Annotated in this window: 25 protein-coding genes and 1 tRNA gene; 11 read left to right on the top strand and 15 right to left on the bottom strand. The window is 69.4% G+C overall.

The genetic code is table 11. The annotated features are described in order from the left end of the window. Positions 1–86: 86 nt before the first annotated feature. Entirely contained in the window at positions 87–368 is a 282-nt protein-coding gene (locus tag ABZW60_RS15325; RefSeq protein WP_355477115.1) for a hypothetical protein, read from the top strand. Between the two features lie 69 nt (positions 369–437). On the opposite strand, the gene ABZW60_RS15320 is transcribed toward ABZW60_RS15325, so the two are convergent. The 5 genes from ABZW60_RS15320 to ABZW60_RS15300 form a co-directional block, all read right to left on the bottom strand. Further along, entirely contained in the window at positions 438–830 is a 393-nt protein-coding gene (locus ABZW60_RS15320; RefSeq protein WP_355477113.1) for a hypothetical protein, read from the bottom strand. Positions 831–1,080: 250 nt separating this feature from the next. Continuing rightward, a complete protein-coding gene (locus ABZW60_RS15315) occupies positions 1,081–1,818 on the bottom strand; it encodes a hypothetical protein (RefSeq protein WP_355477111.1) in 738 nt (245 codons plus the stop codon). A gap of 528 nt (positions 1,819–2,346) precedes the next feature. Next, positions 2,347–2,429 (bottom strand) — tRNA-Leu (locus ABZW60_RS15310). 25 nt (positions 2,430–2,454) lie between these two features. Further along, positions 2,455–2,970: a peptide deformylase gene (def, locus tag ABZW60_RS15305; RefSeq protein ID WP_355477109.1), complete on the bottom strand. Its 516-nt coding sequence runs from the start codon at positions 2,968–2,970 to the stop codon at positions 2,455–2,457. Positions 2,971–2,993: 23 nt separating this feature from the next. Then, positions 2,994–3,500 carry an ACT domain-containing protein gene (locus ABZW60_RS15300; protein WP_355477107.1) on the bottom strand — a complete coding sequence of 169 codons (507 nt, stop codon included), beginning with the start codon at positions 3,498–3,500 and terminating at the stop codon, positions 2,994–2,996. 104 nt (positions 3,501–3,604) lie between these two features. On the opposite strand from ABZW60_RS15300, the gene ABZW60_RS15295 reads away from it, so the two are divergent. Continuing rightward, positions 3,605–4,717: a histidine kinase gene (locus ABZW60_RS15295; protein WP_355477105.1), complete on the top strand. Its 1,113-nt coding sequence runs from the start codon at positions 3,605–3,607 to the stop codon at positions 4,715–4,717. Then, on the top strand, positions 4,714–5,373 hold the full coding sequence (locus tag ABZW60_RS15290; protein WP_355477104.1) for a response regulator transcription factor: 660 nt from the start codon (positions 4,714–4,716) through the stop codon (positions 5,371–5,373). Before ABZW60_RS15295 ends, ABZW60_RS15290 begins: the two co-directional genes overlap by 4 nt. Here the strand turns inward: ABZW60_RS15290 and ABZW60_RS15285 are convergent. From ABZW60_RS15285 to ABZW60_RS15270, 4 genes are all read right to left on the bottom strand, one after another. Beyond that, positions 5,370–5,828: a nitroreductase/quinone reductase family protein gene (locus ABZW60_RS15285; RefSeq protein ID WP_355477103.1), complete on the bottom strand. Its 459-nt coding sequence runs from the start codon at positions 5,826–5,828 to the stop codon at positions 5,370–5,372. The genes ABZW60_RS15290 and ABZW60_RS15285 overlap by 4 nt on opposite strands. Positions 5,829–5,933: 105 nt before the next feature. Continuing rightward, positions 5,934–7,241, bottom strand: coding sequence for an NAD(P)/FAD-dependent oxidoreductase (locus ABZW60_RS15280; protein WP_355477101.1), 1,308 nt, complete (start codon positions 7,239–7,241; stop codon positions 5,934–5,936). Positions 7,242–7,428: 187 nt separating this feature from the next. Next, positions 7,429–7,803 carry a VOC family protein gene (locus ABZW60_RS15275; protein ID WP_355477099.1) on the bottom strand — a complete coding sequence of 125 codons (375 nt, stop codon included), beginning with the start codon at positions 7,801–7,803 and terminating at the stop codon, positions 7,429–7,431. Between the two features lie 15 nt (positions 7,804–7,818). Further along, positions 7,819–9,012: a GNAT family N-acetyltransferase gene (locus ABZW60_RS15270; protein WP_355477098.1), complete on the bottom strand. Its 1,194-nt coding sequence runs from the start codon at positions 9,010–9,012 to the stop codon at positions 7,819–7,821. Between the two features lie 105 nt (positions 9,013–9,117). Between ABZW60_RS15270 and ABZW60_RS15265 the strand changes: the two genes are divergently transcribed. The 3 genes from ABZW60_RS15265 to ABZW60_RS15255 all read left to right on the top strand — a co-directional run bounded on the left by ABZW60_RS15265 (position 9,118) and on the right by ABZW60_RS15255 (position 12,109). Continuing rightward, on the top strand, positions 9,118–9,867 hold the full coding sequence (locus ABZW60_RS15265) for a DUF4118 domain-containing protein (RefSeq protein WP_355477096.1): 750 nt from the start codon (positions 9,118–9,120) through the stop codon (positions 9,865–9,867). Between the two features lie 228 nt (positions 9,868–10,095). Beyond that, a complete protein-coding gene (locus tag ABZW60_RS15260; protein WP_355477094.1) occupies positions 10,096–10,923 on the top strand; it encodes a Bax inhibitor-1/YccA family protein in 828 nt (275 codons plus the stop codon). Between the two features lie 112 nt (positions 10,924–11,035). Next, positions 11,036–12,109: a VOC family protein gene (locus tag ABZW60_RS15255; protein ID WP_355477092.1), complete on the top strand. Its 1,074-nt coding sequence runs from the start codon at positions 11,036–11,038 to the stop codon at positions 12,107–12,109. Positions 12,110–12,143: 34 nt separating this feature from the next. On the opposite strand, the gene ABZW60_RS15250 is transcribed toward ABZW60_RS15255, so the two are convergent. Then, complete coding sequence (locus ABZW60_RS15250; protein ID WP_355477090.1) at positions 12,144–12,374, bottom strand: DUF4287 domain-containing protein; 231 nt, start codon at positions 12,372–12,374, stop codon at positions 12,144–12,146. Between the two features lie 115 nt (positions 12,375–12,489). Beyond that, entirely contained in the window at positions 12,490–13,506 is a 1,017-nt protein-coding gene (locus tag ABZW60_RS15245) for an SGNH/GDSL hydrolase family protein (RefSeq protein ID WP_355477088.1), read from the bottom strand. A 77-nt stretch (positions 13,507–13,583) separates the two neighbouring features. Here ABZW60_RS15245 and ABZW60_RS15240 point away from each other — a divergent pair, with 77 nt between their 5' ends. After that, positions 13,584–14,957, top strand: coding sequence for a cystathionine beta-synthase (locus tag ABZW60_RS15240; RefSeq protein ID WP_355477086.1), 1,374 nt, complete (start codon positions 13,584–13,586; stop codon positions 14,955–14,957). A gap of 230 nt (positions 14,958–15,187) precedes the next feature. Here ABZW60_RS15240 and ABZW60_RS15235 read toward each other — a convergent pair whose 3' ends face one another. Further along, entirely contained in the window at positions 15,188–16,639 is a 1,452-nt protein-coding gene (locus ABZW60_RS15235; RefSeq protein ID WP_355477084.1) for an NAD(P)/FAD-dependent oxidoreductase, read from the bottom strand. 35 nt (positions 16,640–16,674) lie between these two features. Beyond that, entirely contained in the window at positions 16,675–17,901 is a 1,227-nt protein-coding gene (locus tag ABZW60_RS15230) for a lactate racemase domain-containing protein (protein ID WP_355477083.1), read from the bottom strand. A gap of 182 nt (positions 17,902–18,083) precedes the next feature. On the opposite strand from ABZW60_RS15230, the gene ABZW60_RS15225 reads away from it, so the two are divergent. Next, positions 18,084–19,463, top strand: a complete 1,380-nt coding sequence (locus ABZW60_RS15225; protein ID WP_355477081.1) for an FAD-binding oxidoreductase — start codon at positions 18,084–18,086, stop codon at positions 19,461–19,463. On the opposite strand, the gene ABZW60_RS15220 is transcribed toward ABZW60_RS15225, so the two are convergent. After that, positions 19,460–20,185: a hypothetical protein gene (locus ABZW60_RS15220; protein ID WP_355477079.1), complete on the bottom strand. Its 726-nt coding sequence runs from the start codon at positions 20,183–20,185 to the stop codon at positions 19,460–19,462. The genes ABZW60_RS15225 and ABZW60_RS15220 overlap by 4 nt on opposite strands. Positions 20,186–20,204: 19 nt before the next feature. On the opposite strand from ABZW60_RS15220, the gene ABZW60_RS15215 reads away from it, so the two are divergent. Beyond that, positions 20,205–20,684: an NUDIX domain-containing protein gene (locus tag ABZW60_RS15215; protein WP_355477077.1), complete on the top strand. Its 480-nt coding sequence runs from the start codon at positions 20,205–20,207 to the stop codon at positions 20,682–20,684. Positions 20,685–20,705: 21 nt separating this feature from the next. Beyond that, entirely contained in the window at positions 20,706–21,713 is a 1,008-nt protein-coding gene (add, locus tag ABZW60_RS15210; protein WP_355477076.1) for an adenosine deaminase, read from the top strand. A gap of 232 nt (positions 21,714–21,945) precedes the next feature. Here add and ABZW60_RS15205 read toward each other — a convergent pair whose 3' ends face one another. Continuing rightward, positions 21,946–22,824 (bottom strand): NAD(P)H-binding protein, encoded by an 879-nt coding sequence (locus tag ABZW60_RS15205; protein WP_355477074.1) that lies wholly within the window; start codon positions 22,822–22,824, stop codon positions 21,946–21,948. Positions 22,825–22,926: 102 nt separating this feature from the next. On the opposite strand from ABZW60_RS15205, the gene ABZW60_RS15200 reads away from it, so the two are divergent. Next, positions 22,927–23,772, top strand: a complete 846-nt coding sequence (locus ABZW60_RS15200) for an AAC(3) family N-acetyltransferase (RefSeq protein ID WP_355477072.1) — start codon at positions 22,927–22,929, stop codon at positions 23,770–23,772. Positions 23,773–23,796 lie beyond the last annotated feature (24 nt).

Below are 23,796 nucleotides of genomic sequence, written 5' to 3'. Positions count from 1 at the left end.
TCAAAGAGCGGTCAGCCATCGACCGCACATCGACGTGAGCCTGCGATTGCGGCAGAGGAGTGCGTCCGGGATGCCATCATCGAGGGATGGCGAAGTACTCGATTGAAGTGGCGGACTACGACGCATCCCGCGGAGTTGTCGTCCTCACTGAGGAGGGCGGGGATATCGTCGTCCGCCTCGGTTCCGACGGTGTGAAGATCGAGGCGAATCCCGCTGGTCTGCGTGATCTAGCCCGGTGGTGTCTCGCTCTTGCAGATCCCGACGCACCTGCCGGCGCGCACATCCACATGAACCCAGGCCAGTACCTACTGACTGGGGACAGTGAATCGTTGACGCTTGGGCGCTCAGACCCGCTCCGCGCGCAGTAAAACCGTCGGCCGCTCGATGCGCCCACTCTTCGGCATGAGCGTGCGGATTGCGGCAGATCCGAGCGATCGCTAGTCGACTGGTTTCGATGCCATGCTGTCCCACCCGCACCAGTCATCGCGGTCGAACTCGTCGGGGTGGTCGATGACACGCTTCGACCGGCGCGCCCAGGTAAATAGCCATGGGTCATTCGATTGGCCGGCTATTTCGATGGCCGCGGCGATTCGCGAGTCTGAATGGTCGGAATGACCGATGGTGCAATACAGGCTTCCGAGCAGGTCCCGGCGTGATGGGCATGCGGAATCCCCAACTAGCTGAACGAGCGCCTCGAGATTCTCGGGCTCGGCCATGAAGATGTCCCAGTCCTGCTCAGGCCACTTGGCGCCGCTGTAAGCCCATGCCCGGATCTCGTCCCCGGAGGGCTCGTAGACTCTCCGAATCGGTGGTCCGTCGTACTGGGACATGAGCCCACCTTGGCACGTCGCTTTGCCGTCGCGCGACCCTTCGGTGCTCACCCGCATTTTCGGCAGATCCGTGCGTTGCTCCGACACGTGGACCGAGGTCTAGCTTGTCGCACATCGGTTGGCGGAGATGTGTCGCGGATCTGTTGGCGGATCACATATCGGCCCACAACCTGTCGTCCGTCGATACATGCGCACAGTCGTCCGCCAGATGATGTGCGAGAGTCGAGACCGGTGCCCGTATGAGCGTGCGTCAACTGGCAGGTGCGCCCGGGGGCTTGCCCCAGGCTTTGAGCACCTGGTCTCTCACACGGTTTGACTCGAAGGAAACGTTGCGCCACGGCACACCGAGTTCCGGAAGGCTGCCCCACAGCTCATTCCAACTCCTCGGCGAAAGGGTTCGCCCACTAGGCGAGATGCGAACTTCGAACCGGCGACGCCATCGCATTGGTGAGCAGATCACTGCGGTGGGACTCGGGGGCGTCCGCCAGACCGTCGTTCGGCCGGGTGAAGGCCGCCCTTCCAGGAACGCTTTGGCCTCCTCGGCCGTCCAGCGGTCGAGATCTTCGGTGCCGAACTCGGAGTAGTCCACACAGCCGTACATGTCGTCGAGATCGACGAACACCTGGCACCGCGCGTCGCCGTCGTGGCCGACGTTGGAGTGTGCCCAACGGACGACTTCACGGGCACTGAACTCGTTGCGTTCGAAGCGGCGGAGCACGGCACCAAGGGCTCCTCGTTGAGCGTCGACCGACAACATGTCCAGCATCCCCAACTCGTGGAGTGTGCCTTCGATCAGCGGCTTCAGAACGAACGGCGAGTCCCGCGGCGAGGCTCCGGCGAGCTCTCGAAGTGTCGGCGAGTCAACATCGGCTACAAGACACTGTGCGGCGGCATCGATCACCTCATTGGCGGTGCCAGGACTGAGGCGCCAAAGACTGACGGCGTCTGCCAGCATGGCAGTGGCTTCGTCTCGGGCAAGGTCCGGCATGCGGCCAATCCTGCCCCTTCGGACTCGCTCATCGCACCAGCTTTGCTGATGCCAGGTAGTCAGGAGACCTGCGTCGTGATCGGCATGCCGTGCATTGGCGGCGGCCCTTTGGCCTGTCGCGAATCAGTTGGCGGACATCCGTCGCAGGTCTGCCGGCGGATCACAGTGTTTACCCGGGCGGCTGGCTGTCTGCGCGGGTGCCCGAGCGGCGCGCGTCCGTTTCAGATCCGCTGCGGGGGACTGGGGCCGCAGATCGCCGGACGGGTCCGCTCACTCATCACGTGCCGCGCGCCGGGGGCAGTCGCGTCGCGCGGTAGCGCGTGGTCCCGGGCGGTAGCCCGGAAGTTCGCGGGCGGGAGCCCGCAGCTCGCCGGCGGTAGTCGGCAAGAGAGAAGGTCCGGCGCTGAGCCGGGGGTGGGTGGGAGCGGCCGGAGTGGGTGCGCTGAGGAGCGGAGCGACGAAGCAAGCGCTCGCGCAGGACGCGTGGGCTCGACCAGCCAGCTCCGCGTGGGAGGTGCGCCGTACCAGTGCCCGGGACGGGATTCGAACCCGTATGCCTGTGAGGGCCGCGAGGTTTAAGCTCGCTGCGTCTGCCGTTCCGCCACCCGGGCCGGAGGCTCGGGATGAGAGTACTCGTTACTGGTAGACCTTTCGGGGGTACACGGCGTGGGCGCCGGCTACCCGGTCGAGGAAGAGCTTGCCGTTGCAGTGGTCGATCTCGTGCTGGAGGGCGCGGGCTTCGAAGGCGTCGGTGGTGATCGTGAGCTGTTCGGTCGTGCCGGGGAGGGTTCCGGTGACGGTGAGCCGGGTCGCGCGTTTGACGTCGCCGGTGAAGTCGGGGACGGACATGCAGCCTTCGCGGGCCTTCTCGTTGCGGGAGGCTTCGACGACGACGGCGTTGCACAGGACGAAGACGCCATGGCAGGTGCGGGTCTTCGGGTGATCGGTGACGTCGAGCGAGAACATCTGCGCCGCGACGCCGACCTGCGGCGCTGCCAGGCCGACGCAGCCGGGGGAAACCCGCATGGTCGCGACGAGGTCCGCGGCGAGCTGGATCATCTCCGGATCGAGCGGGTCGACAAGAGCGCCTTCCGTCGCCAGCACCGGGTGCGGCGCCCGGACGACCTCCAGAACGTTGCCTGCGACGTCCAAGCGGGCAGGAGACCAGTCGGTGATCACAGCTCGTCGCTCTCGGCCGGGCGCAGCGTGACGCCCACCCCGAGTTCCTCGGCGGTGATCTCGAGTGCGCGGCTCAGCATGGTCAGCTCGGCGGTCGGCGGCAGCTCGACCTCGGCGGTCAGGACGTACAGCCCGCCGCTCAGCCGGGTCGCCAGGTCGGTGATGGTGCCTCCGGCGGACGCGATCATCCGCGTCACGGCGGCCACGATCCCCGGCCGGTCCGCGCCGTGCACGCTCAGCATGTACGGCGCACCGATCGGCGCGTGTTCGTGCTCGGGGCCGACCTTGCGGACCGTGATGACCAGCTCGCCGCGCAGCGGCTCGAGCGCCGTCTTCACCTCGTCGAACGGGCCGGCGCAGACGATCATCATCGCGAAATGCCCGCGCAGCAGCGTCATCGTGGAGTCCTCGAGGTTGACGCCGGTACCGGCGAGGGCCTCGGTGACGTCGGCGATGATTCCCGGGCGGTCCGGGCCGATGACGGTGACTGCGAGCTGACTCATGCCCGGCAACCTACCGCCGACCTAAGTACCGAACCGCACCGACTTCGGTATCCGGACACCCGCGAACGCCCCGGAGATCGCTTACCCACCGCTACATTCATCACATGAGCGAGCCGCGTCGTACCGCCCGTAACTGGGTCGTGGACAGCGTGTCGTTCGTGCTGGCGGTCCTGATCGGGCTGCTCGCCTACAGCGAGGGTGAGTCCGACCCGGTGTCGCCGACGCTGCTCGCGATCGACTTCTGGTCGGGCATGGTGCTGTGCCTCGCCCTGTGGTTCAGGCGCCGTTGGACCGTACCGTTGGCGCTTCTCGCGGCCGCGGTCTCGGTGTACTCCGACACCGCGGCCGGGCCGGTGCTGGTGCTGACCATGACCGTCGCCGTCCACAAGCCGTGGCGGACCTCGATCTGGGTCTTCGCGGTGAATTGCGTCGCCACGCTCAGCTATCTCCAGGTGCGGCACAAGGAGGACTGGAAGACCCAGCTCATCATCGGCATCACCCTGTACGCCGCCATGGCCGGCTGGGGCTTCTACATCCGGTCGCGGCGACAGCTCATGCAGACGCTGCGAGACCGGGCGGATCGCGCCGAGACCGTGGCGACGCTGCAGGCCGAGCAGGCCCAGCTCAGGGCCCGCGAGGAGATCGCCCGCGAGATGCACGACGTACTCGGGCATCGGCTGTCGCTGTTGAGCGTCCACGCCGGCGCGCTGGCGTACCGTCCGGACGCGTCCACGGAGGAGGTCGCCGGCGCGGCCGAGATCATCCGGGCCAGCGCGCATCAGGCGCTGCAGGATCTCCGCGAGGTCATCGGCGTACTCCGGGCCCCGGTCGGCGAGCTCCCACATCCCGCGTTCGCCGACCTGCCCGCGCTGGTGGAAGGCTCCCGCGCGGCGGGGATTCCGGTCGAGATGACGCTCGAGGCGCCGGGCGCGCTGCCGGAGCACGTCGGGCGTACGGCGTACCGGATCGTCCAGGAAGGCCTCACGAACGCGGTCAAGCACGCGCCGGGCGAACCCGTGACGATCAGCGTGACCGGTGCCCCGGGCAACGGATTGTCCGTCGAGCTGCGCAACCCGGCACCGAACCGCCGGCGCGGGGACGGCCAAGGGTTGAAGGGCCTCAGCGAACGCGCCGCCCTGGTCGAGGGCCGCGTCGAGCACGGCCGCACCCCCGAAGGCGACTTCCGGCTCTTCGCCTGGCTACCGTGGCCCGCATGACCATTCGGGTTCTCATCGTCGACGACGATCCGTTGCTGCGGGCCGGGCTGAAGCTGATGCTGGGCGGCGCCGAGGACATCCGGGTGGTCGGGGAGGCCGGCGACGGGTCCGGCGTGCAGGGGCTGATCGACAGGCTCGCGCCGGACGTGGTCCTGATGGACATCCGGATGCCCGGGACGGACGGCCTGACCGCGACCGAGACGGTACGGCGGCGCTCGGGCGCGCCCGAGGTCGTCATCCTCACCACGTTCGATGCCGACGAGCACGTACTGCGCGCGCTCCGCGCGGGCGCGGCCGGGTTCATCCTGAAGGACACTCCGCCGGCGGAGATCGTCGAGTCGGTACGCCGGATCGCGGCCGGCCAGCCCGTGCTCTCACCGGCGGTCACGAAACGCCTGATCACCCGCGTCGCCGACGCGGGCCAGAACGACCGCAAGGCCAAGGCTGTCACCCGGCTCGCGGATCTGAACGACCGCGAACGCGAGATCGCTGTCGCCGTCGGGGAGGGCAAGTCGAACGCCGAGATCAGCGCGACTCTCTACCTCAGCGTGCCCACGGTGAAGACGCACGTCTCGCGCATCCTGACCAAACTCGACCTGAACAACCGCGTCCAGATCGCACTCCTGGTCCACGACGCCGGCCTGCTGCACGACTAGCGCGGTTCGAGCACCACAACGGCCGTCGGCTTGGAACGCCGCGCCGCCCACGCGTCGAGCTTCTTGTCGATCTCCCGCCAGCGGTCCCACAAGCGATCCCGCTCCGCGCCCTCGGCCGCCCGTCCGTGCACCGACCGCGTCCCGTCGGCGACCACGACCTCGGCGTCCGGGTGCGCCTGCAGGTTGAGCCACCAGGCAGGCTCCGGTTCCTCCCAGCCGTTCATCGCCAGCGTGACGAGATTCTCGCCGTCCTCGTAGTACCCGAGGATCACGCTGCGCGGCTCACCGGTGCGCCGGCCGGTGACCGTCAGGCGCATCGTGCCGTAGCGCCCCTCCCGCGGCAGCGACAAGCCCAATCGGCCGCCGCTCAGGTTGTAGATCCCGCGATGGATCTTCCACGCCAGCCACTTCACCCAGTGCGGTGGCACCCAGGCCGTCCGCTCCGAAGTACTCATGTCCCCCTCCAGACACTCGTGGTGTCCAGGGTGACAGAAGGCCGGGGCCTCCGGCGAGTTGGAGGCCCCGGCCGATCAGGTGGTGTTACGACTGCTTACGACCGCTCATGACTGGGTCGCGCGGCGGAACTCCTCGTTCGGCGTCTGCAGGCTGCCGAGGCTGGTGACCTCGCGGCGGAAGAACAGCGCCAGGGTCCAGTCGAGGATGACGCGGGCCTTCCGGTTCAGGGTAGGCACGCGGGACACGTGGTACGTCCGATGCAGGAACCAGGCCAGCCAGCCCTTCACCTTCACGCCGTACAGCTGCGCGACGCCCTTGTGCAGGCCGAGGCTCGCGACCGAGCCGACGTACTTGTGCTTGTAGTCCTGCGGCGGCTGCCCGTCGACGACCCGCAGGATGTTCGCGGCCAGCCGGTCGGCCTGGCGGACGGCGTGCTGCGCGTTCGGGGCGCAGTACGCACCGGTCTCACTGGTCAGGTCCGGGACGGCGGCGTTGTCGCCGGCGGTCCAGGCGTCGTCGACGCCCTCGATCCGCAGGTTCGCCAGGGTCTTGATCCGGCCCTTCTCGTCCAGCGGGAAGTCGGTCGCGGCGAGCGCCGGGTTGGCCTTCACTCCGGCGGTCCAGACGATCGTGTCGGCGTCGAACTCCTCGCCGTCGCTGAGGATCACGTGGCCCTTCTCGCAGGACTCCAGCCGGGTCTCCAGCCGGATGTCCATGTTCCGCTTGCGGAGCTGGTCCACGGTGTACTTGCCGAGGTCCGGGCCCACCTCGGGCAGGATCCGGTTGGTCGCCTCGACCAGCACCCAGCGCATGTCCTCGGGCTTGATGTTGTCGTAGTAGCGGGTGGCGTAGCGGGCCATGTCCTCGAGCTCGGCGAACGCCTCCACGCCGGCGTACCCGCCGCCGATGAAGACGAAGGTCAGCGCGGACTTGCGCAGCGCCGGGTCGGGCTGCGACGAGGCGACGTCGAGCCGGTCCAGGACCTTGTTGCGCAACGCGATGGCCTCTTCGACGTTCTTGAACCCGGTGGCCTCCTCGGCGAGGCCGGGGATCGGCAGTGTGCGGGCGATCGAGCCGAGCGCGACCACGATCTGGTCGTAGGCGAGCTCGTACTCCGGGCCCTCCTCGGGCATCACCTTGGCGACCTTGTGGGCGTGGTCGATCCCGGTGACGCGGCCGGTCACGACCCGGCAGCCCTTGAGGGTCTTGCGCAGCGGCACCACGACGTGCCGCGGCTCCACCGAGCCGGCCGCGGCCTCCGGCAGGAACGGCTGGTACGTCATGACCGAGCGCGGGTCGACGACGGTCACCCGGATCCGGCCCTTGCGGGCGGCGCGGCGCAGACCGTACGCGGTGTACATCCCGACGTAACCGCCTCCGACGACGAGGATGTGCGGCACCTGGGCTGTCATGCGGTTCACTCTCCCTGAGTGGTTCTCCGACTTCATGTTCACTTCAACGCTAAACGCTCGTGAAAGATTTCACAAACCCTCTCGCGAGTGATCTCACCCATCGAACATCCCCCACCCGAGGGATCTGCCATCTCCTCATGGTGGGGCTTCGAGGCCTGTGCCCACCAGCGCCGAACCGGAACGGCGTCTACTCCGTAGGACCTTCCAGCGCGAGCCGGTATCCGCTGGGCGTCCGGAGCAGCAGCCGCCGGTAGGTCCAGTTCGCGGCGGGCGTGTTCTGCTCGAGTTCGAACTCAAGCCCGGCTTCGCGGCAACGGTCCGCGGCTGCGTCCACGTCGAACACGGCGATCTGCCAGGTGAGCACGCTCGGCGGATCGTTCGGCCCGTGCGCCTGCTGGATGCCGAAGTGCACGGTGTCGGTCCCGAAAGCGATGAAGTCGGGGTACTCCGGACCTTCGTAGATCACCGGGAGTCCGAGCCGCTCGTAGAACGCGCGCTCGGCACCCAGATCCGACACGTTCAGGACCGGGGCGAGACGGGTGAACAACGGGTCGGTGGTCACGGGTCCCAGCATCCGCTATTCGAGAGGCAGGCGGTAGACGGAGACGTGGGAGGGGGAGTCGGCGGTGAACGGGGTGCCGGACCAGTCGGCGTGGCGGGACTCCAGGGTGAAGCCGGCCAGTTGGGCCATCAGGTCGAGCTCGGCGGGCCAGATGTAGCGGTGTGGGGTGCGGAAGAGCTGCGCCTCAGTGCCTTCGCCGAAGTGGAAGTGGTGGGAGACGACGTGCTGTTTCAGTACGTCGTACGTGTCCAGCAGGACGTAGCCGGGGTCGGCGACGCCGACGGTCGCGGGCGTGCCGGGTGGGAGGCGGCGGAGCTCGGGAACCCAGAGCTCGATCACGAACCGGCCGCCGGGGGACAGGTGCCGGGCGGCGTTCCGGAAACACTCGACCTGCTCCTCCTGGGTGAGCAGGTTCGCGATCGTGTTGTAGACCAGGTACACGAGAGTGAACTCGCCCGGCACGCGGGCCGTGGCCATGTCGCCGGAAACCACCGGAATGGTGTCCGCGTCGGCCTTCGTCCGCAGCTGGTCGAGCATCGCGTCCGACAGCTCGATCCCGCTCACCGGCACGCCGTACTCCGACAGCGGTACGGCGACCCGCCCCGTGCCGATCGCGAACTCCAGTGCCCGGCCGCCGGCGGCGAGTCCGGCCAGTCGCTCGACGGTCGGTCCGAGGACGTCGGTCGCGAACATGCCGGTGCCGGGGGTGTCGTACCGCCCGGCGACGTCCGCGTTCCACAGGCCGTTCTGCTCCGCGGCCTTGGTCCACTCCATGACGTCCTCCTTGTCGTCGCCGCCGGTCCTGACGAAGCCGAGACGGTCGTACAGCCGCCGGGCGTTCGGGTTGTCCCGCTCGACGTGCAGCCGCAGCGGTACGCCGCGACGCGCGGCCTCCGACTGGAGCGCGGCGATGATCGCCGTACCGACACCGCGGTTCTGTACGTCCGGGTGCAGCTGGATGCCGTTCAGCTCGACGGACTCCGGCGTACGGCTGACGCGCAGGCGGCCGGCGCCGCGCCCGTCGACCTCGACGACGGCGAGATCGGTGGTGGGGTCGGCCACCGAGTCCCGGCTCCACCCCTCGAACTCGGCCCGCCACGCCGCCTCGTCCACCTCGGCAGGCATCCGCCCCTGGCCGCTCGTCGCCGCGAACGCCACCGCGGCCAGCAGCCCGGCGTCCTCGTCTGTTGCCGGCCGGATCCGATACATGCACCTCAACCTAGGTGCACCCCCGATGATCGAGCACAGGGTTTTCGGTGTCAGACCTTTGTGAGAACTGTTGAACCTGAGAGGGCGGCGAGGGTCAATAGAGCTGTGGAGAACTACCGCGCTCCGGTCCTGACGGCCTCGCTGCTGGTGCCCCCGGCGGTCTGTGCGTTACTGGTCCCGTTCCGGGAACACTTCGACAACGCGAACGCGGCGCTGGTGCTGGTGGTCGTGATCGTCGCGGTCGCGGTCTTCGGGATCCGGCTCGCCGGTGTGCTGGCGGCGGTGTCGAGCGCGGTGTGGTTCGACTTCTTCCTGACGGTGCCGTACGACAGCTTCACGATCAACAGCAGCAACGACGTGGAGCAGGCCGTCCTGCTGCTGTTGATCGGGATCGCGGTCACGCAGATCGCGATCTGGGGCCGTGAGCAACAAGCGAAGGCGGCCCGGCGGCGCGGCTACCTGGACGGGGTGATCACGGTCTCGCAGGCGGTCGCGGCCGGCGGGTCCACCGACGACCTGATCGAGCAGGTGCGGGCCGAGCTGACCGCCGTACTGGGGATCGACGGCGCGAAGTTCGTTGCCGGAGACAAGCAGACCCGGGCGCCGCGGCTGAACCCGGACGGCTCCGTGACGCGCGGGACACACGTCCTCAAGGTCGAACGCGACGGCCTGCCGACGAACGCCGAGATCGAGCTCACCGTCCAGCACGCCGGCGAGACCCGCGGCCGCTTCCTCCTCACCGCCGCCACCCGCGTCACCCGCCCCGACCTCGAGCAACGCCTGGTAGCCGTAGCCCTAGCCGACCAGGTAGGCGCCGCCCTCGCCACCCACGAACCAACCCGTCCCCACCTCTGACCGGCCTGCGGGAGCACGACGTCCCGGGTGGCCGCCGGTCCGGCGTCGTACCTGCACCCCCAGGTACGACGCCGCACGACCGCTTTGATCGGCAGCGAATACATCGGAAGATAATGAATATTTCCGGCTTTTTTCGGTGCGGAATGGTTGGCGGATTCTCAGATGTTGTTAAGGGTGGGACCGTAGTATCTCGATACGGCCCCGGATGTGGGTCATCAGGAGGAAGAGATGCAGAGCAGTAACCCGGTGCTGAACCGGTCGAGTGCGTTCGCGCCTGGCCAGGGCCAGGCCTATCCGGGGGCCGCTCCGTACGGTCAGCCGGCACCCTACGGTTACGGCGGATCGGGTATGCCGCCGCAGCAGTACCAGGGGGCTCCGGCCGCGAGCCGCCCCATGACGCTGGACGACGTGATCGTGAAGACGGCGATCACCCTGGGCGTGGTCGTGGCGGCTGCCGCGTTCGCCTGGTACGCGATTCCGGACTCGGTGGTGACGCCGGCGTTCCTGGCCGGTGCGCTGGTCGGGTTCGCGCTCGCCATGGTGCTGTCGTTCGCCCGCAAGGTGAACCCGGCGCTGCTGATGGCGTACGCCGTGGCCGAGGGTGTGTTCCTCGGGATCGGCAGCAAGTTCATCGCCGGCTGGGTCGGTGATTCCAGCATCATCGTGCAGGCCGTGCTGGCCACGATGGTGACGGCCGGTCTGACGCTGGCGACGTACAAGTACTTCGCGATCAAGGTGACGCCGAAGTTCACGAAGATGGTCATCATCGGTACGGCGGGCTTCGCCGGCGTGCTGCTGGTCAACTTCGTGCTGAGCCTGTTCGGGGTCAGCACCGGGATCAGCGGGATGGGCCCGATGGGTCTGCTGTTCGCCGCGCTCGGCGCCGGCCTGGCGGTGTTCAACCTGATCCTCGACTTCGACATGGTCGAGCAGGGTGTCCGCCACGGCGCTCCGCAGAGCGAGGCCTGGCGGGCCGCGTTCGGCCTGACCGTCACCCTGGTCTGGCTGTACTGGAACATCCTGCGGATCCTCGCCATCCTCCGCGGTGGCGACTGACCCCGGGTACTGAACAAGCGGGTACTGAACAACGGAAGGGCCGGTCCAGGTGGGCCGGCCCTTCCGGCTTTTCCGGACGCAGTTCGTCCGGTTCCCGCTCTACGGTGGGTGGATGACCTGGTACGACGCTCCCTCGCACACCGCAGGCGCCGCACTCGTCGCTCGGCTGGCGGACCTGCCGGGCGGGATGCCCGACATCGACCTGCGGGCAGGTGGGCTGCGGGTGCAGCCGTCCGACGGGACTGCCGAGGCGGCGCAAGAGCTCGGCCTGGTGGCGAATCCGGCCGGCCTGGAGACCCTCGACGTGGTGATCGAGGCAGCGGATCCCGCCGCGGTGCAACCGTTCTGGCAGACCGTGCTGGGCTACCCGGCCGGCCTCGAGGACCCGTTGCGCCGCGACCCGGCGTTCGCCGTACGGCGCTTGACCGAGCCCCGGCCGCTCCGGAACCGGATCCATGTCGACGTGGTCCGGGCGGCGGATGCGGTGGACCGGGCGCGCGAGGTGACCGGGCGCGAACCGTCCGGGGCGTTCGGCGTGATGCTGCCCGACGACGAGGGCAACGAGGTCGACCTGGTGCCGGGGGAGACGCTGCCGGGGACGACCGACTGGCTGGCGCTGTTCGGCGCGATGACGTTCTACCCGACGTCCTCGCCGGCCCCGCTCGTGACCGCCGCGGCCGAGCTGGCCGATGCCGCCGGCGTTCCGCTGATGATCGACGTACGGCGGGAAGGCGTCGCGTTCGACAGCGGCAAGGACCAGTGGGAGGAGAGCCCGGAGTTCGTCGCGCTCGCCCAGCGGATCGAGACCGCGGCGAAGGATCTGGGGCTCAGCGCGGACCCGGCGCGGCTGCGGTTCGTGCAGTTCGGGATCGACGCGGCCGACGTACCGGCCCTCAGAGCGTTCTGGGTGACGTTGCTCGGCTACGAGGAGGATCCCCGGCCGCACGTCACGGACATCTACGATCCGCGGCGGCTGAACCCGGTGCTGTTCTTCCAGCAGCTGGAGGAGCCGCGGGAGCAGCGCAACCGGATCCGCTTCGAGCTGGCGGTGCCGGATCCGGAGCGGACGGTCGAGGCGGCGATGGCCGCGGGAGGGCGGATCCTGTCCGAGAAGCCTTACCTGGTGGCGGATCCGGAGGGCAACGAGGTGGTCGTCAGAACGCCGAAGACCCGCCCTTCCACCTGAAAGGGCAGGTCTTCGAATTCTTCTCCTTTGCGGCTCAGCCCATTCGCCGGTGCGCCTTGACCAGGTCGTACTCGTGGACGATGGCGGTAGCGTGCCCGTGCGCGAGTGTGTACTCGCCGGCAAGCCATCTCACTCTGTCGTCGAAGCGCAGGAACGACGGTCCGTCGTTCATCAGCTGGAACCACTCGGTCATTGCGCGTCCGGTGCATCTGGGCACGGCCTCCACCAAACGCCGATGCGTCTCCTCGGAGTGGTTCAAGCCCATCTTCGCCTCCCGTCATCGGGGTACCGCGTAGTTATCGACTGTGCACCACGTGGCTGCCCGGAGGCAAGACTCCCGACATGAAAGTCCCCGCTCAGCGGACGCACAACTCCAGCAACTACTGACCAACCGGCACAGCGTCGGTCGTTTCGTCGATCCGGTCGACCTCGGCCTTGGGGTGGCGGCGGCGGTGGCGGAGGGCGGCCCAGCGGCCCCGGGGACCGCGGGAGCGGCCGCCGACCTCGGTCGCCGCGACCTCGGTACCGGCCTGGCGTGCGGCCCGGACGGCGGCCTCCGCGATCGGCAGGATCGCCTCGCCGCGGAACGGCTCCGGGTGCACGAACGACTCGGTCCCGACGCCCATCGCGGCCGCCACCGACGGCAGCAGCGCGGCCGACGCGGCGGCGTACCCGGTCGCCGACGGGTGGAAGTTGTCCCGGCCCCACATCGACGGGTTGGTGCGGAACACCTCGCCGAGCAGTGTGCCGAGCGACACGGACCGGCCGCCGGCCTCGACGACCGCGATGGTCTGCGCGGCGGCCAGCCGATGGCTCCAGGACCGGGCGACCCAGCGCAGCGGCGGCTGGATCGTGCGGATCACCCCGAGGTCGGGGCAGGTGCCCACCACCACCTCGCAGTTCGCGGCGCGCAACCGGCGGACGGCGGCCGACAGCAGCCGGACCGACGTCGACGGCGGCATCTTGGCCTTCACGTCGTTCGCGCCGATCAGGATCACCGCGACGTGCGGACCGGCCTGCAGCGCGGCGTCGACCTGGGCCGCGAGGTCGGTCGACTTCGCGCCGGTCTTGGAGACGTCGACGAGGCGGACCGGCCGTTCGGCCAGCTCCGCCAGCCCGGAGGCGAGCAGCACCCCGGGTGTCTCGTCCGGCGAGTCGGTGCCGTACCCCGCGGCACTCGAGTCGCCGAGCATGGCGAACGTGATCGGATGTCCCGGATACCGGCCGTACAGACCGTCGCCCGGAGTCGGGTAGTAGCGCATCGGTCCGATCACGCGCTTCGCATACTCGGCCTCAGCGGTCAGTACGCCGTACAACGTGGCACCGATGAGTCCGAGTCCCCCGCCCCCGAAAGCTGCGGCCTGGGCCAGCTTCTTGGCTGCCCTGGCTCTACTCATAAGTACAAGGATTACACGCTGTTACGTCGATGCAAGTGAAAATAGGGCAATGGCGTCCATATCACTACAGTAAAGATGTGCGCTACGCAGACTCTCTCCTGGACCTCGTCGGCAACACCCCGCTGGTGAGGCTGTCCAAGACCACAGACGGTGCCAAGTCCCTCGTGCTCGCCAAGGTCGAGTACTTCAACCCCGGCGGCTCGGTGAAGGACCGGATCGCGGTCCGGATGATCGAGGCCGCGGAGGCCTCCGGCGAGCTCAAGCCCGGCGGCACGATCGTGGAGCCGACGTCCGGCAACACCGGTGTCGGCCTGGCGATGGTCGCCCAGCAGAAGGGCTACAAGTGCGTCTTCGTCTGCCCGGACAAGGTCAGCGAGGACAAGCGCAACGTGCTCAAGGCGTACGGCGCCGAGGTCGTGGTCTGCCCGACCGCGGTGGCGCCGGAGCACCCGGACTCGTACTACAACGTCTCCGACCGCCTGGTCCGCGAGATCGAGGGCGCCTGGAAGCCGAACCAGTACGCGAACCAGAACAACCCGCGCTCGCACTACGAGACCACCGGCCCGGAGCTCTGGGAGCAGACCGAGGGCAGGATCACGCACTTCGTCGCGGGCGTCGGCACCGGCGGCACGATCTCCGGCACCGGGAAGTACCTGAAGGAGGTCTCCGGCGGCCGGGTGCAGATCATCGGCGCCGACCCGGAGGGCTCGGTGTACTCCGGCGGCACCGGCCGGCCGTATCTGGTCGAGGGCGTCGGTGAGGACTTCTGGCCGGAGACGTACGACCGCGACATCTGCGACCGCGTCATCGAGGTCTCGGACGCGGACTCGTTCGCGCTCACCCGGCGGCTGGCCCGTGAGGAGGCCATGCTGGTCGGCGGCTCGGCCGGGATGGCCGCCGCGGCCGCGATCCGGCTCGCGCACGAGCTCGACGACCCCGACGCCGTCATCGTGGTCCTGCTGCCGGACGGCGGCCGCGGCTACCTGACGAAGGTGTTCAACGACGACTGGCTGGCGCAGTACGGCTTCCTCGCGCACACCCGGCAGGGCACCACCCTCGGCGACGTGCTGGCCGGCAAGGACGGCAGCTTGCCGCCGCTGGTGCACACGCACCCGCACGAGACGGTCGCCGAGGCGATCGGGATCCTGCGGGAGTACGGCGTCTCGCAGATGCCCGTCGTCCGGGCGGAGCCGCCGGTGATGGCGGCCGAGGTGGCCGGCGCGGTGTCGGAGCGAACGCTGATGGACGCCCTGTACTCCGGCAAGGCGCGGCTGGCCGACATCGTCGAGCAGCACATGGACCCGGCCCTGCCGTCGCTCGGCGCCGGTGAACCGGTCGCCAGGGCGGTCGAGCTGCTCGAGGGTAGGGACGCCCTGATGGTTCTGGACGACGGAAAGCCGGTGGGCGTGCTGACCCGGCAGGACCTACTGGTCCATCTGTCGGCCGACTGACCTCAACGGTCCACGACGGACGGGATGATGGCGATCAGCGCCGTGATCACGATGCCGATCACGATGACTGCCGCTCCGGCGATCTGAAGGATGTCCATGTCTCAAGAGTCCTTCAGCGGCGCCCGGTAGACATCGGTCTCCCGGCCGGTCTTCGGCTCATCCCAAGGTCGTACGCCGGGTCACCCGGACTCCTACTCCAGGAGTCCGGGCCACCCCTAAGGGCACAGAACCTAATGGACGACCGCGAAGTCGGCCGGATCGAGCCGCCGCGTCCGTCGCCAGTACGCGAAGGTCCACTCGGGCCAGATGGTCGAGTTCCGTCCGGCACCGTCCAGGTACCAGCTGGTGCAGCCCGACTGCCAGACGGTGTCGCCGAGCTCACGCTGCATCGAGTCGACGAAGCGGTCCTGGACCTCCTCGCGGACCTCGACGTACGTCGCGTTACGTCGCCGCAGCAGGTGCAGCGCCTGCATCACGTACCGGACCTGGGCCTCGATCATGAACACCATCGACGAGTGGCCGAGGAGCGTGTTCGGGCCGACCAGCAGGAACAGGTTCGGGTATCCGGCGACGGTGATACCGAGGTGCGCGCCGATGCCGTCGCGCTTCCAGTGCTCGGCCAGGTCGACGCCGTCCTTGCCGAGGATCGGCATCCGGGTCAGGTTGGCCGAGACGTCGAAGCCGGTGCCGAGCACGATCGTGTCGCAGGCCCGCTCGATGCCGTCGGCGGTGACCACGCCGGTCGGGGTGACCCGTGTGATCGAGTCGGTGATCAGGTCGACGTTCGGCCGGGCCAGGGCCGGGTAGTAGTCGTTCGAGATCAGGATCCGCTTGCAGCCGATCTGGTAGTCCGGGGTCAGCTTCGCCCGCAGCTCCGGGTCGGTGACCTGCTTGTGCAGGTGCCGTTTGGCCTGCAGCTCGAGGCCCTTCATCAGCTTCGGGTTCCCGGCGAAGCCGGCGCCGCGGCCCTCGAGACCCCAGTAGATGGCATTGCGGATGGTCCGCTGGCCGGCCGGGAACCGCTCGTGCAGCTTGCGTTCCCAGACGCCGATCGCGCGGTCCGGCTTCCCGGTGATCCACGGTGCCGTCCGCTGGTACACGTCCAGGTGGGCGACCTGCGGGGCGATCTCCGGCACGAACTGGATCGCCGACGCGCCGGTGCCGATCACCGCGACGTTCCGCCCGTGCAGGTCCACCGAGTGGTCCCACTGCGCCGAGTGGAACGTCGTACCGGCGAAGGAGTCGAGGCCCGGGAGGTCCGGGCGCCTGGGCTTGTGCAGGCTGCCGACGCCGGTGACCAGCGCCTGGGTCTCGATGGTCTCGTCGCCGTTGACCGTGACGGTCCAGCGGCCGGTCCCCTCGTCGAAGGCCGCCTCGGTGACCTCGGCGCCGTACCGGATCTTGTCGGCGATGCCGTACTTGCCGGCGCAGTGCCGCAGGTAGGCGAGGATCTCGTCCCAGGGCGCGAACATCCGCGTCCAGCGCGGGTTCTGCTCGAACGAGAACGAGTACAGGTACGACGGGATGTCGCACGCGCAGCCCGGATACGTGTTGTCCCGCCAGGTGCCGCCGAGGTCGCCGGCCTTCTCCAGGATGACGAAGTCCTCGCACCCGGCCTGCTTGAGCTTGATTCCCATGCACAGCCCGGCGAACCCGGACCCGATGATGACAACGTCCGACATAGCCGGTCAGGTTACCGGCGAGTCACCTCGCGAGGCTAGACCTTGAGGCGGTAGAGCGTCTCGCCGGCGTTCGGGACGACGAACGTGTCCGGGTCGGCCTCCCACGCGGCGAGGTCGACGGCGGCCGGGTCCAGGTAGCCGAGGTTGGCCCGGCGGACGACGTCCTCGGGGATCCCGGTGGCGAGCGTGACCCGGACGCGGAGGTGCTCGCCGTTGACCGGGTCCCAGGTGCCGGCGCCGCGCAGGTGGGTCGAGTGTGCGAGGACGCCCCAGTGCAGGTCGCGGAACTTGTCCCACTGGCCGAGGAAGTAGTCGCGGCAGTGGTAGCCGATCTCCTCGATCTCGGGGTGCATCGCGGCCAGCTGGGTGACGTGCGGCGCGTACAGGATCACCTCGCCCCCGTCGGCGACGATCGGCTCGACCTTGTAGAAGCCCTTCGCCGCGGTCCAGATGTCGGCGTACTTCGGCGGCATCACCGAGACCACCCGCCGCACCGGGTGGTCGAGGTAGCGGACGTGGGTCTGGGCGGAGATCGCGGCGGCCGCGCGCCAGGACGAGACGGTGTCGCCGAACGCGACCGCGTGCAGCGCGTCGGTGCCGGACTGGGCGACCACCGACAGCGCGAGCTTCGCGGCCGGGATGAGCGCGGCGGCCTCGTCGATCAGCGCGCGGACGGGCGTGACACCCGGCGTGCCGATGATGTTCGCGCTGGTGATCAGCGCGCCGAGCCAGTGCGAGAAGTCGATCACCTCCTGACCCGCGACGCCGGGGAAGAAGTACTTGTTGCCGCCGGAGAACCCGACCACCTCGTGCGGGAACACCGGCCCGACGACCAGCGCGACGTCGTGCTCGACGACCGCGCGGTTGAGCCTGACCGGGACCTCGTCGCGGAGCATCTCGCCGGAGATCTCCCCGACCCGGTCGGGGCCGATCGTGCCGAGGTCGGCGAACGTCTCCGGCTTCCACCACTCGTGGTTGATCACGTTCGGGTAGTCACCGCCGAGATGCGCGCGCAGCTCGTCCGGCGTCATCTCCGCGTGGGTGCCGAGGGCAACCAAGATCGTGACCTGGCTGTCCTGCAGGGCCTGGGTGACCGCCTTCAGGAGCAGCGGGAGCGGGCAACTGCGGGTGGCGTCCGGGACGATCACGCAGACGCTCCGCCCGGCCAGGCCGGCGCCGGCCAGTGCCTCGCCGACGAACGCCGTCACCTCGTCCTCGGTCAGGACCTGACCCACACCACCGATCACCGCCGCATCAGTCACCCCTCGACCCTACCGATGGACAGCGGGTGATCCCAGACCGTCTCGGGGCGTGATCGCCCGAAAGCCCTTGGTGGACACGCGTTCGCGTGAGGGCGCGGTAACCGGCCGGGCGTTGACCCCGCCCGGGCCGCGATGCACGATCGGTGGATCACCTGGGGGAGTGAGCAAGGGGGAGTCCCACCATGTCCGAAACGATCGAGCACGCTCGGCCTCACGGGTTCGGGGGAGTGGTGCTGCAGGACGGCGACCCGGCGTACGACGGGGCTCGGTCCGTCTTCAACGGGATGATCGACAAACGACCGGCGATGATCGCGCAGTGCGAGTCGGCGGCCGACGTCCAGGCGGCGCTGCGGTACGGCCTCGACCGGGAGCTGGAGATCGCGGTCCGCGGCGGCGGTCACGGCGTGGCCGGGACGGCGGTCACCGAGGGCGGCCTGGTCGTCGACCTGCGCCGGATGAACAGCGTCCAGGTCGACCCGGAGGCGCGGATCGCCCGGGTCGGCGGCGGCGCGACCTGGGGTGACTTCGACCGGGCGTGTACGCCGTACGGGCTGGCCACGACCGGCGGCCGGGCGTCCACGACCGGTGTCGCCGGGCTCACGCTGGGCGGCGGGTCCGGCTGGTTCGAGCGCAAATGGGGCCTGGCCTGCGACGCGCTGGTCTCGGTCGAGCTCGTGACCGCCGACGGCCGGCTGGTGATCGCGGACGAGACCAAGAACGCCGAGCTGTTCTGGGCCCTGCACGGCGGCGGCGGGAACTTCGGCGTCGCCACGTCGCTGACCTTCCGGCTCCAGTCGTTGCCAACGGCCACATTGGGGTTGCTGCTGTGGCCGGCCGAGGCCGGTCCGCAGGTGCTGCGCGCGTACCGGGACCTCATCGAGGGCGGCGCGCCGGACGAGCTCGGCGGCGCGGCGCTCTACCTGACCGGGCCGCCCGAAGAGTTCGTGCCGGCGCATCTGCAGGGCAAGCTCGTGGTCGGGGTCGGAGCGGTCTACGCCGGCACCGAGGCCGAGGCCCGCGAGGTGTTCGCGCCGATGTTCGCGCTGGCCCCGGAGGGCGTGATGGTCGCGGAGCTGCCGTACGACGTGTTGCAGTCGGCGCTCGACGATCCGCCGGGGTTCCGGAACTACTGGTCGGCCGAGCACCTGTCTGCCCTCCCGGACCCCGCGGTTGACGCGTTCTGCGACCGGGTGAGCGACATGCCGAGCCCCTCGCCGTCACAGCAGCTGATCGCGCCGTGGGGCGGTCAGGTGCTGCGGGCCGCGGACACCTGGCCGCTGCCGCACCGCAAGGCGGCGTGGGTCGTGCACCCGTTCGGCCTGTGGGAGGACGCGGCCGACGACGCGCGCGGGATCCGGTGGGCCCGCGACCTGTGCGCGGATCTGCAGGAGTGGGCGACCGGCTACGTGTACCTGAACTTCATCGGCAACGAAGGGCAGAGCCGTGTGATCGCGGGCTTCGGCGAGGACAACTACCGGCGGCTGGCGCGGGTGAAGTGCGAGTACGACCCCGAGAACGTCTTCCACCTCAACCAGAACATCGAGCCGGGGTGGCCCTGCTAGGGCGTGGCTGCTGAGCGCGACCACTGCACGGCCGCGATCACGGCGTACGCGATCCCGGCGAGGGGGACCGCCCAGAACCGGAAGAACGGGAGCTGGCCGGTGACGGCGGTCGCGGCGAACACGACGCCGATCGTCGTGAGGCCGGCGACCGTTCCCCGGCGGCGGGAGGCGAGCGCGGTGCTCGGCAGCGGGCCCATGTGCCGGTCGAGCAGCGCACCGACCGCGCTCAGGCCGACGAGTGCGGTGACGAGGAAGAGGACGGCGCCCGGAAGACTCCCGAAGACGATCGCGGCCGCGTTCAGGAACGTGACGAACGCGAACGCGACCGCAATGTCCAGCGCGCCGAACACCAGGTGCGACCGGCGGCGGCGTTTGAGGTCGTCGCCGCCGGTCCTGGTCGGGCCGGGGTCTCCGCTGAGCCGCCGTACGGTCAGGATCAGGCCGGTCGCGATCAGGACCAGCAGGAGTACGCCGACCACGGACAGGACCACCGAGCGGGTCGTCGACATGTACTGACGGACGTCGTCGCCGGACACGCAGCTCGCCGACGGCGGGAACCAGCTGGTCCGCGGCACCGCGTCGACCGCGCCGACCTTGCGCGCGCAGTCCTCACCCGGGTCGTACCAGTTCGGCATCGACAACGTGACGACCGTCGTCCACACCAGCCCGCCGATCAACCCCACCCCGAGCAGGGATCCCGCCCGCCGCCGTACCCAGTCCACGGGCCCTACCCTCTCATCCGTGGATTCCTACCTTGCCGCGCTCCGCCGCGACGTCGGCTCCCGCCTGCTGTTGCTGCCCGGCGCACAGGTCCTCGCGATCGACGCGGACGACCGCATCCTGTTCCAGCGAAGCCGCGACACCGGCCTGTGGGAGCTTCCGGCGGGCGGCGCGGAGCCGGGCGACAGCTTCCGCCGTACGGCGGCCCGCGAGTTCTCGGAGGAGACAGGGCTGGTCGTCGCCGAGGAGGACCTGGTGCCGTTCGCCAGCCTGTCCCGTGCCGACGTCCACACGCTGACCTATCCGAACGGCGATGCGGTTCAGTGCTTCGCCCTCTGCTTCGAGGCCCGCCACTGGACCGGCACGTTGCGGCCTGGTCAGAACGAGGTCCTCGAGGCCGGGTTCTTCGCGACTCCACCCGGACCGCTGCACCCGCCGACCGAGACAGTGCTTCGGCTGCACGCCTCTTATTGCGAGACGGGGCTCTTCCAGGCGTCCTAGGTTGCCGCCATCATCGCAGGTATGACGACGTTCGACGCGCTGCCGAAGGTGGAGTTGCACTGCCACCTCGAGGGCACGATGCGGCCGGCGACCGTGGTGGAGCTTGCCCGGCGCAACGGCGTACCGCTGCCGGTGTCCGAGCCCGCGGAGTTGTACCGCTACGACTCCCTCGACGGCTTCCTGCGGGTGTTCTGGTTGGTGCAGTCGACGCTCGTCCGGCCGGAGGACTGGGCGCGGTTGGCCTACGAGTCCGTGGTGGACGGCGCGCGGCACGGTGTCGTCTACCGCGAGGCGTTCTTCACGCCCGCGCGGCACCTGGCCGACGGGCAGGACCTGGCGTCGATCGTCACCGGACTGGACGAGGGGCTCGCCGCGGCCGAGAAGGAGACCGGCGCGCTGTGCCACCTGATCGCCGACATGGATCGTGCCTTCGGGCCGGCGGCCGGTCTGGAGCTCGTCGAGCGGCTCGCCGGGCTGCGCCGGTCGGGCGCCCGTGGGATCGAGCGGGTGCTCGGCGTCGGGATGGATTCGACGGAGCTGGGCATCGATCCGGCGTCGTACCTGCCTGCGTACCAGGCTGCTCGCGCCGGCGGGTTCAGGCTGACCGCGCACCAGGGGGAGAACTCGCCCGCCTCGGCGATCGCCACCTGCGTCGACGTCCTGGGAGTCGAGCGGATCGACCACGGCTTGTCGGTCATGGAGGATCCCGAGCTGGTCCGCCGTCTCGCAGCGACCCGGGTCCCGCTCACGGTGTGCCCGACCTCGAACATCCGGATCGCGAACGCGTTCCCCCGGCTCGAGGACCACAGCTATCCGCAGATGCGGGCCGCCGGCCTGCTCGCTACCGTGAACACCGACGACCCGGCACTCATCGACCTCGACCTCAGCGCCGAGTACGACGCCGTCGCCGCCGCCTTCGGCTACTCGTGGCACGACATGGTCACCATCTCCCTGGACGCCCTCGAGGCCAGCTGGCTGGACGACGATCGCAAGGCCCGCCTCCGGGACCGCATCACGCCAGCCGTGTGACCGCGTGGCTCCCCGGTGTCCTTCGTCCCCTTCCCGGTCGGGCGGGAGTCCGATCCCTGGCGCATCCGGGGACGACGGCGGCCGAGGCGGACGCCGTCTTTCGGCCTGCTCGAGCAGGGATTCTCGGACTGCGCGTCGTACACCCACGAGGTGGTCTCCGCAGGCGTGAGCGGCGACTCCGCCGCGAGGGCGGTGCGTGGAAGGTGTTCCATCGGCACGGCGACGAGCTGAGCTAGCGGTTGGCGACCTGGGCGCGGAGGAAGGCGGTGGTCGGGCGAGGGCTGATTCCTCTGCTGCGCAGGGGCTCGTCGGTCCAGGGCACGTCCTCCAGGGAGAGCAGCAGGCTGATGCCGAGGACCGAGGCGACGGCTTCGTTTCGGCGGTTGAGGAGTCTGCTCGCCAGCCGAGCCACGGATGCGGGCATCCGTTGCACCTTGAGCTTGCGGTGCAGGAGGTCCTCGGCGAATCTGATCGCCTCGTTCCGGCTCAGCGCCTCCGGTCCGCCGAACTCGATCAGTTCGGGCGGGTCGGCCTCGACCGTGACGGCGACGACCAGGGCGGCGACGTCCGCTGTGCTCACCCAGCGGTGCTTGGCGTTGCCGTTGCCGATCACCGCGACCTTGCCGTTGGCGAGATCGAAGCGCCCGAGCGGACCGAGGTGGATCTCCTGGAACGCGTCCGGCCGGACGACGACACGTTGCAGGGCCGAACGCCGCAACCGGGCCTCGACGGCGAGCTTGGCCCGCTCGATCGGCACGCCGAGTCCCGCGTCCACCCCGGCATACGAGACATAGACGAACCGCCGTACGCCGGCCTCCTCGGCGGCATCGACCAGCGCCAGCATGCCGAGCTCGTCGGTCTCCCGGATCGACGGGCCGCGAACACCGGCCAGCAGCCGCCCGATGGCCGTTGCCGTCGCGACCACCGTTGCCACGCCCGCACACGCTTTCCGCAGGCTTGCGGGATCGGTCAGATCCCCCACGACCACCTCGGCCCCGCGAATTTCCGTGGTCCCGGAACGCGCCGGGCACCGCACGTTCACCCCGCGGTCGACCAGTCCCCGAACGACTTGTCCGCCCAGGTCCCCGGTGCCACCGACCACCAGCAGCATGGCAACCACCCCCACCACCGACGGTCCACCTGGCCGCCGATCCACGCAACTGTTCGTGAAATTGCCAGGCGGAGCCGGGGCCGTGGATGGGATAGTGCCGGGATGCGTGCGACGGAAGCAGTGACCCGAGCGGAGCTCGTCGACGGGCTGCGGCAGTTGGGCCTGGAGCGGACGGGCGAGGTGATCGTGCACTCGTCGCTCAGTTCCTTCGGGTACGTCGACGGTGGCGCGGAGGCGGTCTGTGCGGCGCTGACCGAGGTCTGCGGGACCGTGCTGATGCCGGCCGGCAGTTGGGATCTCACCGCGATCCCGGCGCCACCCGGACTGGTCCGCCCGCACAACGCCTACTGGAACGCGGAGAGCTGGCCGGACTTCGACGAGAAGTTGTCGCAGGCAACCAGTTTCCGGGACGACCTCCCGATCGACAGTTGGCTCGGAAAGATTCCGGAAACGTTCCGCCAGACGTGCTCACCTTTCCGAACCGGACATCCGCTGTTTTCCTACCAAGCCGCCGGGCCCGCGGCCGAGCGACTCCTCGGAGCGCAGCGCCCCGACTGGCCGCTCGGCCCGATCGAGGCCCTCGACGGCGACGTCCTGCTGCTCGGCGTCACCCACACCTCGAACACCACGATCCACCTCGCCGAGCAGTACCTCGGCCGCTCCTGCTTCTACCGCTATGCGAAATCCGCCGACGGTCTGTGGGTCGAGTACCCGAACATCCCGGGCGACAGCCGCGAGTTCGACGCCATCGAGCCGACCCTGCGCTCCGCGACGAAGGAAGTCCGGATCGGTCAGGCCCGGGTTCGCCGGATCCCGAAGCAGGCGGTGCTCGCCGCAACCCGCCAACTCGTGGAGAACGACTCTGCCGCACTGCTCTGCACCGACGACCCGGCCTGCCGCTGCGCAGCCGCCCTGCAACAACGCCTGGCGTTCCTCGCCACAGCGTAGGCGGACCGGTCCTCCGCTGCCTGC

This window comes from Kribbella sp. NPDC003557 (assembly GCF_040610805.1).
Classification (GTDB): Bacteria; Actinomycetota; Actinomycetes; order Propionibacteriales; family Kribbellaceae; genus Kribbella.
This window is presented reverse-complemented; position numbering and strand designations above follow the sequence as displayed.